Source organism: Stenotrophomonas sp. AS012628 (assembly GCF_010608305.1).
Taxonomy (GTDB): Bacteria; Pseudomonadota; Gammaproteobacteria; order Xanthomonadales; family Xanthomonadaceae; genus Stenotrophomonas; species Stenotrophomonas geniculata.
In genome coordinates, this window is the sequence record NZ_VMBJ01000003.1 from 82,030 (window position 1) to 96,976 (window position 14,947).

Sequence of the window (14,947 nt, forward strand, 5' to 3'; positions counted from 1 at the left end):
ATGCTGGATTCAATGCAGGAAGTCCGCAACCACCTGGGCCGCGCGTCGCTGCTGTTTGTACAGGCCGCACTGGCCAGCCTGGCCTGCGCCTTTGCCCTGCAGTCTGCCGCAGATGGTTTCTCACGATTGAACACGCGGGGCATCGAGGGAGCACAGGCGATCGGTGTCATCCGGGTCTCCGATATCGAAGAGAGGGTGGCGCCTTCGTTGGTGCGATCGGACCTCTCCGCCATCCAGCTCCCTGGCGTCCGGCAGGCGGTCGCCAGCGATTCGGTTCCGTTCGGAGGCAGGGCTCATCATTACGGTGCATGCACCAGTGATGCAGCCATGGCACACGCCATGGCGGCTGGCAGCAGCGACGTGGCAGGCTGTGATCGCATTCCCGTGATAACCGCCAGCCCAGGCCTGTTGACGATGCTGGGGACACAGGTGGTGAAGGGGCGTTTGCCGGCAGACCATGAGGCGACCGACGGCGCGCCGGTCGTGCTGATCAGCGAGGCATTGGCCGTCCATCTGTTTGGCTCGGAGAGCGCCGTGGGTCGTCAGCTGTACTTCGGGCCGGGAAGCAGCAGGGTGATCGTGGGTGTGTTCTCGTCCATCGTCGGGCCTGCGCCAAGTGGAAACGATCGGGACTCGCAGTGGGCGCTGTTTCCCGGTTTTCCAACCGGTGCGAGCCGCTATTACCTGATCGGATCCCACGCGGAGGTGGATCGCGTGTTGCTTGACCGCACCGTTGAGGCGCTGCGGCAGCCCTATCGCGTCGTGAATCCGACAGGCGTTGACACGTTGGCCGGATATCGCGATGCCTACCTTCGTGCAGACCGCTTCACGACGGCCATGCTCGCTTTCATGGCAGCGGTGGTCCTGGGTGTGCTGATGGCCGGCGTGTCCGGCGTGGTAGGCGCATGGCTGGAGCGTAGGCGGCGCTCCATCGGTATCCGTCGAACGTTGGGTGCGCGCGCATCGGTGATCTTCACGGAGATCATCTTCGAAGTCAGCATTTTCACCATTCCTGGCGCCGTGCTGGGCGCGTGTTTGCTGTACCTGTTCTGGTCGCCCGAGGAACGAAGCTCGATATCGTCGTGGCTGACAGGGTTGATGGCGTTCATGTTGGTGATGGTGGCGAGTCTTGCTGCCCTGCTGCCCCGTGCATGGCGAACGGTGCGGGAGGAGCCATTGGCGTTGTTGAAGCCGTTCTGATTCGTTCGCCCGTGAGCCCAGCTCCACCTGCGACAAAGTGAAGCAGCGCGTCACCCGGTCGCATCCCACCTTAACGAAATCCTCCTAAAGTGGTCCGGTATCCCACCGGTCACAGGCAGGAGGCGTCCCTTGGACGCGTTGTTGTTGTCCCGGATCCAGTTCGGATTCGTCATCAGTTTCCACGTGCTGTTCCCCGCCTTCACCATCGGTACGGCCAGCTGGCTGGCCTTCATCGAATGGCGCTGGCTGCGCACGAAGTTGCCCGTGTGGCGCGAGCTGTATTTCTTCTGGCAGAAGATCTTCGCGGTGTCGTTCGGCATGGGCGTGGTCAGCGGCATCGTCATGGCCTTCCAGTTCGGTACCAACTGGCCGCGGCTGAGCGAGGTGGCTGGCACGGTCATCGGCCCGCTGCTGACCTACGAGGTGCTGACCGCGTTCTTCCTGGAAGCCAGCTTCCTCGGCGTGATGATGTTCGGCTGGGGCCGGGTCTCGCCGCGCCTGCATTTCCTGTCCACCTGCATGGTCGCGCTGGGCACGCTGTTCTCCACGTTCTGGATCCTGTCGTCCAACAGCTGGCTGCATACACCGGCCGGCTACGAGATGGTCAACGGCATCGTGCATCCAGTCGATTGGTGGCAAGTGGTGTTCAACCCCTCGTTCCCCTATCGCCTGGCGCACATGGCGTTGGGCTCGTTCATCACCACCTGTTTCGTGATCGGTGGCGTGGGTGCGTGGTACCTGCGAAAGGGAACGCACGTGGAAGCGGGCCGACGCATGCTGATCGCAGCGGTGGGGTTCGCAGCACTGACCGTGCCGGTGCAGATCTTCGTCGGCGACATGCATGGCCTGAACACGCTCAAGCATCAGCCGATGAAGATCGCGGCGATGGAAGCGCACTGGCATGAAACCAAGGAAGGCGAGGGCGTGCCGCTGGTGGTCTTCGCGCTGCCGAACGAGAAGGAAGAGCGCAACGATTTCGAAGTGACCATCCCGAAGCTGGGCAGCGTGATCCTCACCCACAGCCTGGACGGCACCTTCGATCCTCTCACCTCGGTACCCGCCAGCGAGCGGCCTCCGGTGACGCCGGTGTTCTTCGCCTTCCGCATCATGGTCGGGCTGGGCACGCTGATGCTGTTGCTGGCCTGGGTGTCGGCCTTCCAGTTGTGGCGGAAGAAGCTGCTGGATTCGCCGTGGCTGCTGCGCGGCTGGAACTGGATGCTGCCCAGTGGCTTCATCGCGCTGCTGTCGGGTTGGTTCGTTACCGAGATGGGGCGCCAGCCGTGGGTGGTGTATGGCGTGCTGCGCACCGCTGATGCAGTGGGCCCGCAGAGCGCGTGGATGACCGCGCTGTCGCTGGGCGTCTACGTTGTTGGCTATGCCTTCGTGTTTGGCTGGGGCATCTGGTACCTGGTGAAGATCCTGCGCCATGGGCCGCAGCCGTACGCCGAGGGGCCGTCGCTGGACCACGGCAGCCATACCCCGGCACGCCCGCTGTCGGCCGCCGACGAACCGCTGGAGGAACGCTGACATGGACCTGATGACCTGGCTGCCGGTGGCATGGTTCGCGGTGATCGGCTTCGGCGTGCTGATGTACGTGGTGCTGGACGGCTTCGTGCTCGGCATCGGCATCCTCGCCCCGTTCGCCGAGGACGAGGAACAGCTGGACCTGATGATGAACACCGCCGCGCCGATCTGGGACGGCAACGAGACCTGGCTGGTGCTCGGTGGCGCCGGCCTGCTGGCGGCGTTCCCGAAGGCGTATGCGGTGCTGCTGTCGGCGCTGTACCTGCCGGTGCTGCTGCTGGTGGTGGCGCTGGTGTTCCGAGGCGTGGCGTTCGAGTTCCGCTTCAAGGCGCATCGTTCGCGCCGGCTGTGGAGCGTGGCGTTCGGCCTCGGTTCGCTGCTGGCGACCTTCGCCCAGGGCGTGATCCTCGGCACCCTGGTGCAGGGCATCCCGCTGGTGGACGGTGTCTATCAGGGCGGGCCGTTCGCCTGGTTCAGCCCGTTCGCGATGCTGACCGGCGCTGCGCTGGTCGCCGGCTACGCGCTGCTGGGCAGCACCTGGCTGATCCTGAAGACCGAAGGGCGCGTGCAGGCGCTGGCGCGGCAGATGACCCGGCCGCTGGTGGTGGCGGTGATCGCGGCGATGGGCCTGGTCAGCAGCTGGCTGCCGTTCCTCGATTCGCGGTTGATGGATCGCTGGTTCAGCGACGGCAACTTCTGGTGGCTGTCGCCGGTGCCGCTGCTGACCCTGGCGGTAGCCGCCGCGCTGTGGCGCAGTGCCACCCACCCGCGCCGTGACCTGCCGCCGTTCCTGCTCAGCCTGGCCCTGTTCGTGCTCGGCTTCCTCGGCCTGGTGCTGGGCATGTGGCCTTATCTGCTGCCACCGTCGATGACCCTGTGGCAGGCCGCCGCGCCGGCGTCGTCGCTGGGCTTCACGCTGGTCGGACTGGTCATATTGCTGCCGGTCATCCTCGGCTATACGGCGTGGTCCTACCGGGTATTCCGCGGCAAGGTGCACGCCGACACCGGTTACCACTGATCGATTGAAGACGGGGCCTGCGCTTGCCGGGCCCCGTGTTGGGGAATGTGAAACCTGCACACCCCGCGCGGGACGTGCTAGCGTGCGCTCCTTTCCGGCGGCCAGGGGGGCAGCCGGCGACGTCCTGGACGGACGCACGGCTGCAGGAACGGGGGGCCGCCGCGCGTCGCCGTAATGGCTCGTGCCTATCGTTCTCCCGTTGAAGCACCATCGCCAAATGATCGAATTTTCCATCGTCGACTGGGCCGCCTGGGCGCCCGGCCTGAGTGAGCGCAGCCAGTGGCTGGGCTGGGCCGATACGCCGTACCTGCCGCATGGCGGGGACACGCCGGCGCTGGCCGAAGTGCCGGCGATGCAGCGCCGTCGCATCGAGCGGCTGGGTCGTATGGCGATCCAGGCCGCGTGCTGGTGCGAGGACGGGCAGGGCGCCGACAGTGACGTCCCGCTGGTGTTCGCCAGCCGCCACGGCGACGTGGCCCGTTCGATGGACCTGCTGGGCGCGCTGGTCGGCGACCAGCCGTTGTCGCCGACCGGATTCGGCCTGTCCGTGCACAACGCGATCGCCGCGCTGTATTCGATCGCCCGCGGTCACCGCGGCAACTACCTGGCGCTGGCGGCGGGCCAGGCCACGGTGGAGACGGCGTGCCTGGAGGCCGTCGGCCTGCTGGCCGATGGCGCCCGCGAGGTACGGGTAGTGGTCTACGAGTCGCCACTTCCTGAAATTTACGCGACGTTCGCCGACGAACCTGATCCGTTCTTTGCATGGTGCTGGCGTTTGACCGCTCCGGCAGAGGGCCGGCCGACGCTGTCGCTGCAGTGGCAGCCGGCCGACGGCCAGGCCAGCACTGCGCCCGGCCTGCTGCCGCATGCGCTGGACCTGCACCGGTTCCTGTTGTCCGGCGCGCCGGCACTGGAACACGTGGCCCACGGCCAGCGCTGGTGCTGGAGCCGCCGTGGCTGAGCTGCTGCGCCGCCTCGACCATGCCTGGCGTGTGTTTGGCACCGGCCTCAGCTTCGTCGCGTTTGGCCTGGGCGGGCTGCTGCTCGGCGTTCTGGTGATGCCGGTACTGCTGCTGATGCGTGACCCGGTGGCGCGCCGCCGCCGCGCCCGGCGCGTGGTCCAGGTCGCGTTCGCCAGCCACCTGCGGCTGATGCGCGGGCTGGGGGTGATGACCTACGAGATCGAGGGCGGTGAGCGCCTGCAGCGCGACGGCCTGCTGGTGCTGGCCAACCACCCGACCCTGATCGACGTGGTCTGCCTGATCTCGCTGCTTCCCAACGCCGACTGCGTGGTCAAGCGGGCCGTGGCCTGCAACCCGTTCATGCGCGGTCCGGTACGGGCCGCCGGCTACATCGCCAATGACGATGGTGCCGGCCTGGTCGATGACTGTGTGGCCGCAGTACGCGCTGGAGGCACCCTGGTCATCTTCCCGGAGGGCACCCGCAGCGTGCCCGGACAGCCGCCGCGGCTGCAGCGGGGCGCGGCCAACATCGCCGTGCGCGGCCGCCTGGACATCACCCCGGTGCGGATCACCTGCAGCCCGCCAACGCTGACCAAGGGGCAGAAGTGGTATCGTGTCCCCTCACGTCGCTTTCACGTTCGGCTGCAGATCGGCGAAGATATCCCGATCGCGCCATTTCTGGCCGAAGACGACTCGCCAAGGGGGGATGCCTTGGCAGCCCGTCGCGTCACCGAGCACCTTTCTCGTTATTTCGACCTGTCTGGAGATCCGAACCGTGCAAGCACTTGAGCACGAGATCAAGGAATTGATCATTTCCTCCCTTTCGCTGGAGGACATCACGCCGGAGGACATCGATCCGACCGCGCCGCTGTTCGTCGAGGGCCTTGGCCTGGATTCGATCGACGCGCTGGAGCTGGGCCTGGCGCTGCAGAAGAAGTACGGTGTGAGCCTCTCGGCCGATTCGGAAGAAACCCGTCGCCATTTCTCCAGCGTGCGCGCGCTCGGCGAGTTCGTCGCCGCCCGCCAGTCGTAACGGTGCCAGGACCTGCCATGACCAAGAATGAACTGTTCGAACGCATCGTCAGCATCCTGACCGACAGCTTCGAGATCGAAACCGCCCGGATCACGCCCGAGGCCCGCCTGTACGACGACCTGGACATCGACAGCATCGATGCGGTGGACCTGATCGTGCAGCTCAAGCCGCTGCTCGGCCGCAACCTGCAGCCGGAAGCGTTCAAGGCCGTGCGTACCGTGCAGGACATCGTCGATGTGGTGCACAGGCTGCTGCCGGACCAGGCAGCCGCCTGACCGCAGCGCCGGCGGCTCCACCATGGCACGCGCACGCACGGTCGTGGTGGCTGCGATCTCGCTGGCCTACCCGGTACTGGTGTACCTGGCGATGGGCCGTTTCGAGCCACGCTGGCTGTCGCTGCTGCTGTTCACCCTGGCCCTGCTGCGCGCGCTGAGTACGCGCCAGCCGCTGTGGTGGGCCGCGGCCGCGGGCACCGGCCTGCTGGCGGTGCTGGCCACGGTACTCAACCAGGCCCTGCCGCTGAAGCTGTACCCGGCGCTGGTCAATGCAGTGATGCTGGCGGTGTTTGGCACCAGCCTGCGTTTCGGCCCGCCGCTGGTGGAACGCCTGGCACGGCTGCAGGAACCGGACCTGCCAGCGTTCGCAGTGGCCTATACCCGCCGCGTCACCCAGGTGTGGTGTGGCTTCTTCGTTCTCAACGGCAGCCTGGCCCTGCTGACCGCGCTGTACGCGTCGGACCGGGTCTGGATGCTCTACAACGGATTGTTGGCGTACGTGATGATGGGCGTGTTGTTCGCAGGTGAGTGGCTGGTGCGGCGGCGGGTGAAGGCGGCGCACGCGCATGGCTGAGTGGATTGCCCTGGACCGGCTGCTGCTGGAGGCGCGGCCGCAGCGCAATGTTGGCGTCTGCGATGGCGAGGTGATCGACCACGCTCGCTTCCGCCAGCGCGTGCTGGCCTGGCGCGCGGCCTTTGCGGCCGCCGAAGGCCGTGACTGGGCCCTGTATTTCGACGATGCCGTGGCCTTTGCTGCGGCGCTGTTCGGCGCCTGGCATGCCGGCAAGCGGGTGTTCCTGGCCGCCGACAACCTGCCGGCCACGCTGCAGGCGCTGCAGCCGCAGGTGAGCGGTTTCGCAGGCGACGTGTCCGTCGATTACCGCCCGCTGGCGGCGCTGGACGCCGCGCTGGACGACGAACTGCAGGCGCTGGACGAGCGCGCCTGCGAACTGTGCGTGTTCACCTCCGGCAGCACCGGCCAGCCGAGCGCGATCAGCAAGCGCATGGACCAGCTGGCGCGCGAGGTGGATGCGCTGCAGGCCGCGTTCGGCGCGCAGCTGGAAGGCGTGCAGGTACATGGCACGGTGTCCCACCAGCACATCTACGGCCTGCTGTTCCGCGTGCTGTGGCCACTGGCCGCCGGCCGCCTGATCCATCCACGCCGGTTCTTCCATGAAGACCTGGTGGGCGCGCTGGCCGGTACCGACACGGTGCTGGTGGCGACCCCGGCTCACCTCAAGCGCCTGCCCGAGCAGCTCGACTGGGCCAGCCTGCATGGCCGCCTGCGTGCGGTGTTCTCCTCCGGTGGCCCACTGCCGGAAGAAGCTGCACGCCAGGTACGGCAGTGGCTGGGCGTGGCACCGACCGAGGTCTATGGCAGCAGCGAGACCGGTGGTATCGCCTGGCGCCGCTGGGACGCCGACCTGCCGCCGTGGCAGCCGCTGCCGGGCGTGCAGTGGCGCATCGAGGATGGCTGCCTGGCCGTCGCCTCGGCGCATCTGGAAACCCTCGACTGGTGGCGCACCCAGGACCGCGTGGAAGCCTTGGCCGACGGCCGCTTCCGCCTGCTGGGCCGTGCCGACCGCATCGTCAAGATCGAAGAGCGCCGCGTTTCGCTGGATGCGCTCGAACGCGCGCTGCGCGAAGACGCCGAAGTGGACGACGTGCGCGTGCTGGTCCTGCCCGGCCAGCGCGAGCAGCTGGCGGCCGTGGTGGTGCCGGCCGACCTGGCGCTGCTGGAGGGCGGTGACGCCGCGCGCCGCGCGCTGGGCCAGCGCCTGGGCGCGCGCCTGGCACAGGCACATGACGCGGTCACCCGGCCGCGCCGCTGGCGGCTGGTGCCGACGCTGCCGATCAACGCACAGGGCAAGGTCACCCAGGTGGCGCTGGCAGCGCTGTTCCAGCCACTGATGCCGGTGCCGGTCTGGGACCGCCGCGACGCCGCCAGCGCCACCCTGCGCATGACCCTCGACCCGGCGCTGCGGCCGTTCCAGGGCCACTTCCCGCAGGCGGCGATCCTGCCCGGCGTGGCGCAGCTGGACTGGGCAGTGCGTTTTGGCCGCCAGATGTTCGCGATGCCGGCAGGGTTCCTGCGCATGGATGCGGTGAAGTTCCAGCATGTGGCCCGCCCGGGCGATGAGCTGACCCTGCAGCTGGACTGGGATGCCGCACGCAACGTGCTGGCCTTCCGCTACACCTCCAGCCACGGTGTGCATGCCAGCGGCAAGGTGGTCTTCGCCGATGCGGACTGATCCGGCCGTTGCCAGTGCCGCGTTCGCGCCACTGGTGGTGATCCCCGTCTACGACCACGAGCACGCCATCGCGGCGGTGGTCGACGGCGTGCAGGCCGCCGGCCTGCCGTGCCTGCTGGTCGATGATGGCTCGCATGAGGCGTGCGCGAATGCACTGCGCTCGCTGGCACAGCGCCAGGGCGTCGACCTGCTGCGCCTGGACATCAACCAGGGCAAGGGCGGGGCAATGCTGGCCGGTTTCGCCGAAGCCGGTGCACGTGGCTACAGCCACGTGCTGCAGATCGATGCCGATGGCCAGCACGACACCGCTGACCTGCCACGCTTCATCGAAGCGGCGCGCGCCCATCCCGAGGCGGTGATCTGCGGCATTCCGGCCTACGACGCCAGTGTTCCGAAGGCGCGCCTGTACGGGCGCTACGCGACCCACATCTGGGTCTGGATCAACACGCTTTCGCTGCACCTGCGCGACACCATGTGCGGCTTCCGCGTGTATCCGCTGCCGGCGGTGCTGCGCCTGATCGATGAAGAGACCATCGGCCGCCGCATGGATTTCGATACCGAGGTGATGGTGCGCCTGTACTGGCGGCAGCTGCCGGTCGAGCACCTGGCCACGCGCGTGACCTATCCCGCCGATGGCGTGTCGCACTTCGATGTGTGGCGCGACAACGTGCGCATCAGCCGCATGCATACCCGCCTGTTCTTCGGCATGCTCTGGCGCGCACCACGCCTGCTGTGGCGCCGCCTGCGGGGGCAGCACTGAGATGGCGACCGCGCAGGGTGCCCCGCACTGGGCCGACATCGGCGAATCGACGTCGGTGGCCGGCGTGCTGTTCCTGTGCTGGGTGCACCGCTGGTTCGGGCGCTGGCCGTTCCGCCTGTGCGTGTGGCCAGTGGTGGCCTGCCACTGGCTGGGCAACCGTGTAGGGCGCCAGGCCTCGATGCAGTACCTGCAGCGGCTGCAGGCGCACAGCGGCGTGCTCGGCCGCACGCCAACGCGGCGTGACAGCCTGCGCCATTTCTTCGCCTTCGCCGACACGATGCTGGACAAGATCCTCGGCCTGGGCGGGCGCTATCCGGCCGAACGCATCCACCTGCATCGTGACCTGGTGCTGGAGAAGATCGCGCGCCGCGAAGGTGGGCTGATCCTTACCGCGCACATCGGCTGCCTGGAACTGTGCCAGGTGCTGGCCGAACAGGTGCCGGGGTTCCGCATCACCGTGCTGGTGCACACCGCGCATGCGCAGCGCTTCAACCGCCTGCTGCAGCGCTTGGACCCGCTGGCGGCGGTGGAACTGGTGCAGGTCACCGAGATGGGCCCGGCCACGGCGGTGATGCTGGCCGAGCGCGTGGCCGCCGGTGGCTTTGTCGCCATCGTCGGCGACCGCACGCCGGTGCAGGGCGGTCGCAGCGTCACCGCCGATTTTCTCGGCCACCGGGCGCCGTTCCCGATCGGCGCCTACGTGCTCGCCGCCGCGCTGGGCTGCCCGGTCTACACCATGGCCTGCCTGCACCAGGGCGAAGGCTATCGCGTGGCGTTTGAACAGTTCGCCGAACGCATCGTGCTGCCGCGTGGCTCACGCGATGCGGCACTGGCCGAACAGGCACAGCGCTTCGCGCGCTGGCTGGAACTCCAGCTCATCCAGTCCCCGTTGGACTGGTTCAATTTCTTCCCCTTCTGGGATCAGGCTCCGCATGACGACTGACGCCGTACCCGTGTGCCGCTTTGGCGATGCACCGTTGACCATCGAAGACGTGGTTGCCCTGGCCCAGCGCCAGTGCGAGGCCGCACTGAGCGACGCGCCGGCATTCCGTGCGCACATCCAGCGTGGTGCCGACTTCCTCGACCGCCTGCTGCGCGAGGACGGCGTGATCTACGGTGTGACCACCGGCTATGGCGACTCGTGCACGGTGAACATCCCGCCGGCGCTGGTGGCTGAACTACCGCACCACCTCTACACCTACCATGGTTGTGGCCTGGGTCGTTACCTGGACCCGGTCGAGACCCGTGCGGTGTTGGCTGCGCGCCTGGCGTCGCTGGTGCGCGGCATGTCCGGTGTCAGCGTGCCGCTGCTGGAAGGCCTGGCCACGCTGCTGCAGCACGACGTGCTGCCGATGATTCCGGCCGAAGGCTCGGTCGGTGCCAGTGGCGACCTGACCCCGCTGTCGTACGTGGCGGCAGTGCTGTGCGGCGAACGCGAGGTACTGTTCGACGGCCGCGTGCAGCCGGCGACCGAGGTGCTGGCGAAGATCGGCATGACCCCGCTGAAGCTGCGGCCGAAGGAAGGCCTGGCGATCATGAACGGCACCGCGGTGATGACCGGCCTGGCCTGCCTGGCCTGGCAGCGCGCCGATTACCTGGCCCGCATGGCCACGCGCCTGACCGCGTTCAACGTGCTGGCCAGCGACGGCAACGCGCACCACTTCGACGAGACCCTGTTCGCGGCCAAGCCGCACCCGGGCCAGGGCCGCATCGCCGCGCGCTTGCGCAGCGACCTGCACAGCGAGCGCCCGCCGCGCAATGAGCAGCGCCTGCAGGACCGCTATTCGCTGCGCTGCGCGCCGCATGTGATCGGCGTGCTGGAAGACAGCCTGCCGTTCCTGCGCCAGCTGATCGAAACCGAACTGAACAGTGCCAACGACAACCCGCTGATCGACGCCGACGGCGAGCGCATCCTGCATGGCGGCCACTTCTACGGCGGCCACATCGCGCTGGCGATGGACACCCTGAAGAACACCGTGGCCAATGTTGCCGATCTGCTCGACCGGCAGCTGGCACTGGTGGTCGATGCCCGCTACAACCATGGCCTGCCGGCCAACCTGTCGGCGGCCACCGGCCCGCGCGCGGCCATCAACCATGGCCTGAAGGCGCTGCAGATCAGCGTTTCGGCGTGGACCGCCGAAGCGCTGAAGCAGACCATGCCGGCCAGCGTGTTCTCGCGTTCCACCGAATGCCACAACCAGGACAAGGTCAGCATGGGCACCATCGCCGCGCGCGACTGCCTGCGGGTGATCGAACTGACCGAACAGGTGGTGGCGGCGATGCTGATCGCCGCCCGCCAGGGCCTGGCGCTGCGCGAACGGGTTGGCCTGAACGCGCAGCTGCATGGCAGTCTGGCCGACATGTACGCCGACCTGGGGCAGCGCATCGCCCTGGTTGAAGAAGACCGCGCGCTGGATCGCGAACTGCGGGAACTGCTGGTGGAGATCCGCGCGCAACGTTGGGAGCTGTATGCCGGTGAATGAGGCCATTGAACGGGTTGGCGAGATTGCGTTGACCCCCGCCTTCCATGACTGCGACCCGATGAACGTGGTCTGGCATGGCAACTACTTCAAGTACTTCGAGATCGCGCGCTGCGCGTTGCTCGGGCGCTACGACTACGACTACCCGCAGATGCTCGAATCGGGCTACCTGTGGCCGGTGGTCGATGCACGGGTGAAATATGTGCGCCCGCTGCTGTTCAACCAGGCCCTGCGCGTGATCGCGCGCATCGTGGAATGGGAGAACCGGCTGAAGATCGAGTACGAGATCCTCGATGCGGAAAGCGGCCAGGTGCTGACCCGCGCGATGACCATCCAGGTCGCGGTGGACGCGGCCAGCAAGGAAATGCTGTACCAGTGCCCGCCGGTACTGTGGGAACGCCTGGGAGTGCCTGCGCCGTGACCATGCTTGCCCGTCTTTCGAGCGTGCTGCTGTGCACGCTGCTGCTGGTGGCCGCACCGCGGGTGCAGGCTGCCGACCCCGCTGTCGATGCGATTACCCAGGCGGTGGCGCGGCCGGAGGTGCTGCGTGGCCAGTTCAGCCAGGAAAAGCAGGTCAGCGGCTTCAAGAACCCGCTGCGTTCGCAGGGCCGGTTCGTGGTCGCACGCCAGCACGGCGTGATCTGGACCACGCTCAAGCCGTTCCCTTCCGAGGTGGTGGTCACCGCCGACCGCATCCTCAGCCGCCAGCGCGATGGCAGCACCCGCGTTGAGCTCGATGCGCGGCAGCAGCCAGCGATGCGTTCGGTCAACGCCATCATGTTCGCGCTGATGAGTGGCGACGTGCAGGCGCTGTCCAGCCAGTTCAACGTGGCGGCCAGCCGTGAAGGACAGGGCTGGCGGCTGCGCCTGACGCCGAAGTCGGTGATGCTGTCCAAGGCTTTCGAATCGCTGACCCTGCAGGGCGACCGCTACGTGCGCCAGGTCGAGATCGTCGAGGCCAACAAGGACCGCACGCAGATCCAGTTCAGCGCGTTGAGCGAGACGCCGGCCACGCTCAACGCCGACGAGGCCCGCCGTTTTGAGTGAGGCCGTGGCATCCAACGCACCGGACCGCCTGCGGCGCTGGTGGCACTGGCTGGGCATCGCCTGGCTGGTGCTGCTGCTGGCGCTGGGCGCGCAGCAGTGGCACCTGTGGAGCCAGCAGTCGCGGATCGACACCGACATCCTCGCGCTGCTGCCGCAGGATGCGCATGACCGCCTGTTGAGCGATGTCACCCGGCGCATCGCCGATGGCAGTTCGCGGCAGGTGGTGGTGCTGCTCGGCAGCAAGGACAGCGCGGCCGCCAAGCGCGCGCAGGCGGCCTTTGCGGCGGCCATGGCCAAGGACGCCGACCACGCCTTGTTGGTGCCCAGTGGTTCGATCGAAGGCTGGTTCGATGAGGCGCGCGCGTTCTACGCGCCGTACCGCGACCGCCTGCTGACCCCGGCCCAGCGCGAGCAGCTGCAGGGCAGTGAACCGGGCGCGTTGGCCGAGCAGGCGCTGGCTGCACTGTACGGCCCGATGGGCGCGCCGCGCCTGACCGACTGGCGACAGGACCCGCTGTCGCTGTGGCCGCAGTGGTGGCAGCAGCAGGCGCAGGGTTCGGGCCTGCGCCTGGGCGATGACGGCCTGCTCGAGGCCGAGGGCAAGCATTGGGCGGCGCTGCAGTTCGATACGCCGGGTTCGGCGTTCCAGCTCGATGGCGAGCGCCATCTTGATGGCCTGCTGGAGCGGGCCGGAAAGGCGGCCAAGACCGCAGCGCCGGAGCTGGAAATCCTGCATGCCGGCGTGCCGCTGCATGCCGAGGCCGCCGCGGTGCAGGCCAATCAGGAGATCAACACCATCGGGTGGGGTTCGCTGGCGGCGGTGCTGCTGCTGGTGTGGCTGGCATTCCGCTCGCTGCGGCCGATCCTGCTGGTAGCCGCCTCGCTGCTGATCGGTTGTGGCGTGGCGCTGGCGGTGACCGTGCTGGTGTTCGGCAAGGTACACGTGTTGACCCTGGTATTTGGTGCGTCGCTGGTGGGCGTGGCCGAGGACTACGGCATCCATTGGTTCGCCTCGCGCCAGGCCGAGCCGGCCGATCGCCGCTGGAAACTGCTGCGGCACCTGTTGCCGGGCCTGTGGCTGGCCCTGCTGACCAGCGCGCTGGCCTATCTGGCGCTGGGCCTGGCGCCGTTCCCGGGCCTGCGCCAGATGGCGCTGTTCTCGGTGGTGGGCCTGGCCGCTGCGTTCCTCACGGTGATCTTCTGGTTCCCGTGGCTGGATGGCGGCGAGATCCGCCAGACCCGCTTCTCGCAGTGGCTGGGCAACACGCTGGAGCGCTTCCCGCGCCTGCACGGCCGTCGCGCGGTGATGATGTTCGTGGTGATCACGCTGGCACTGTCTGTAATCGGCATCGCACGCCTGCAGAGCAACGACGACCTGCGCAGCCTGCAGTCATCACCGCCAGCGTTGATGGCGCAGCAGATCCGCCTGAGCCAGCTGCTGGGCATGCCCAGCCCGGCGCAGTTCTACCTGGTGCAGGGCGCGGATGCCGCGCAGCTGCTGCAGCGCGAGGAAGCACTGACCGAGCGCCTGCGTGTACTGGCCAACGACAAGCGCATTGGTGGCTATCGCGCGATCAGCGATTGGCTGCCGTCGCCGGCGCGCCAGCAAGCCGATGCCGCGCTGACCGCGAAGGTGGAACCCGGCGTGCTGTCGGCCGTGTCCGAGGCCGTGGGTGAACCGCTGCAGCGACCGCAGTTCGCGGCTGCACCGCTTACCGCCGAGGCCTTCCTCGCTTCGCCGGCGTCGCAGCCGTTCCGCCATCTTTGGGTGGGTGCGGTGGGTGGGCAGATGATCAGCGTGGTGATGGTCGATGACCTGTCACGCGCCGATGCACTGACGACCCTGCGTGGCGCGGCCGAGGGCCTGCCGGGCGTGCGCTGGGTCGACCGCACCGCCGATTTCTCGCAGCTGCTCGGCCACTATCGCAAGCTGATGGGTGGGCTGCTGCTGGTCGGCATTGCACTGGTGTTCGGTGCGCTGTGGCTGCGCTACCGCCGCCAGGCCTGGCGCGTGTTCGCCCCGACCCTGATCGCCGGCGCGCTGACCCTGGGCCTGCTGGGCCTGTTCGGCCAGCCGCTGCAGCTGTTCAACGTGCTGGCGTTGATGCTGCTGCTGGGCATGGGCATCGACTACGGCATCTTCCTGATCGAGCACCGTGGCGATGCCAGCGCCTGGCTGGCGGTGTGCGTGGGTGCGGCCAGTACCTGGCTGTCGTTCGGTCTGCTGGGCCTGTCGCAGACCCCGGCGCTGCGCGCGTTCGGCCTGACCCTGCTGTTCGGCATCGGCCTGGTCTGGTTGATCTCGCCGTTGTTCCGGCCGCCGCCGCATGAGCTGCCGCCAGCCTGAACCTGTCTTCCGACTTCCTTCTTTCCACCTGATCGAGCAACAAGGACGC

General features: G+C 67.9%; 15 protein-coding genes. All 15 read left to right on the top strand.

Features of this window, described 5'->3' with window-relative positions; genetic code table 11:
• The 15 genes from G5A07_RS02710 (at position 1) to G5A07_RS02780 (ending at position 14,898) form a co-directional block, all read left to right on the top strand.
• Positions 1–1,200, top strand: coding sequence for an ABC transporter permease (locus tag G5A07_RS02710; protein WP_262405808.1), 1,200 nt, complete (start codon positions 1–3; stop codon positions 1,198–1,200).
• Between the two features lie 129 nt (positions 1,201–1,329).
• Positions 1,330–2,727, top strand: coding sequence for a cytochrome ubiquinol oxidase subunit I (locus G5A07_RS02715; RefSeq protein ID WP_049454170.1), 1,398 nt, complete (start codon positions 1,330–1,332; stop codon positions 2,725–2,727).
• 1 nt (position 2,728) lies between these two features.
• On the top strand, positions 2,729–3,742 hold the full coding sequence (gene cydB / locus G5A07_RS02720) for a cytochrome d ubiquinol oxidase subunit II (RefSeq protein WP_010482330.1): 1,014 nt from the start codon (positions 2,729–2,731) through the stop codon (positions 3,740–3,742).
• A 217-nt stretch (positions 3,743–3,959) separates the two neighbouring features.
• On the top strand, positions 3,960–4,703 hold the full coding sequence (locus tag G5A07_RS02725; RefSeq protein WP_043399566.1) for a beta-ketoacyl synthase chain length factor: 744 nt from the start codon (positions 3,960–3,962) through the stop codon (positions 4,701–4,703).
• Positions 4,696–5,493, top strand: coding sequence for a lysophospholipid acyltransferase family protein (locus G5A07_RS02730; protein WP_010482327.1), 798 nt, complete (start codon positions 4,696–4,698; stop codon positions 5,491–5,493). Before G5A07_RS02725 ends, G5A07_RS02730 begins: the two co-directional genes overlap by 8 nt.
• A complete protein-coding gene (locus G5A07_RS02735; protein ID WP_005411610.1) occupies positions 5,480–5,737 on the top strand; it encodes a phosphopantetheine-binding protein in 258 nt (85 codons plus the stop codon). The genes G5A07_RS02730 and G5A07_RS02735 overlap by 14 nt, the downstream gene beginning before the upstream one ends.
• A 17-nt stretch (positions 5,738–5,754) precedes the next feature.
• Entirely contained in the window at positions 5,755–6,012 is a 258-nt protein-coding gene (locus G5A07_RS02740; RefSeq protein ID WP_006402206.1) for an acyl carrier protein, read from the top strand.
• A 22-nt stretch (positions 6,013–6,034) separates the two neighbouring features.
• Positions 6,035–6,586 (top strand): membrane protein, encoded by a 552-nt coding sequence (locus G5A07_RS02745; RefSeq protein ID WP_010482325.1) that lies wholly within the window; start codon positions 6,035–6,037, stop codon positions 6,584–6,586.
• The gene (locus G5A07_RS02750; RefSeq protein ID WP_191862640.1) at positions 6,579–8,264 is read left to right on the top strand and encodes an AMP-binding protein; all 1,686 of its coding nucleotides are present in this window, start codon (positions 6,579–6,581) and stop codon (positions 8,262–8,264) included. The genes G5A07_RS02745 and G5A07_RS02750 overlap by 8 nt, the downstream gene beginning before the upstream one ends.
• Complete coding sequence (locus tag G5A07_RS02755) at positions 8,254–9,024, top strand: glycosyltransferase family 2 protein (RefSeq protein ID WP_043399560.1); 771 nt, start codon at positions 8,254–8,256, stop codon at positions 9,022–9,024. The genes G5A07_RS02750 and G5A07_RS02755 overlap by 11 nt, the downstream gene beginning before the upstream one ends.
• A gap of 1 nt (position 9,025) precedes the next feature.
• A complete protein-coding gene (locus tag G5A07_RS02760; protein ID WP_010482320.1) occupies positions 9,026–9,967 on the top strand; it encodes an acyltransferase in 942 nt (313 codons plus the stop codon).
• Positions 9,957–11,507 (top strand): aromatic amino acid ammonia-lyase, encoded by a 1,551-nt coding sequence (locus G5A07_RS02765; RefSeq protein WP_049413142.1) that lies wholly within the window; start codon positions 9,957–9,959, stop codon positions 11,505–11,507. Before G5A07_RS02760 ends, G5A07_RS02765 begins: the two co-directional genes overlap by 11 nt.
• On the top strand, positions 11,494–11,925 hold the full coding sequence (locus G5A07_RS02770; protein ID WP_043034444.1) for an acyl-CoA thioesterase: 432 nt from the start codon (positions 11,494–11,496) through the stop codon (positions 11,923–11,925). Before G5A07_RS02765 ends, G5A07_RS02770 begins: the two co-directional genes overlap by 14 nt.
• A 2-nt stretch (positions 11,926–11,927) precedes the next feature.
• Positions 11,928–12,551, top strand: coding sequence for an outer membrane lipoprotein carrier protein LolA (locus tag G5A07_RS02775; RefSeq protein ID WP_171954952.1), 624 nt, complete (start codon positions 11,928–11,930; stop codon positions 12,549–12,551).
• Positions 12,544–14,898 carry a hypothetical protein gene (locus tag G5A07_RS02780; RefSeq protein ID WP_191862642.1) on the top strand — a complete coding sequence of 785 codons (2,355 nt, stop codon included), beginning with the start codon at positions 12,544–12,546 and terminating at the stop codon, positions 14,896–14,898. Before G5A07_RS02775 ends, G5A07_RS02780 begins: the two co-directional genes overlap by 8 nt.
• Positions 14,899–14,947 lie beyond the last annotated feature (49 nt).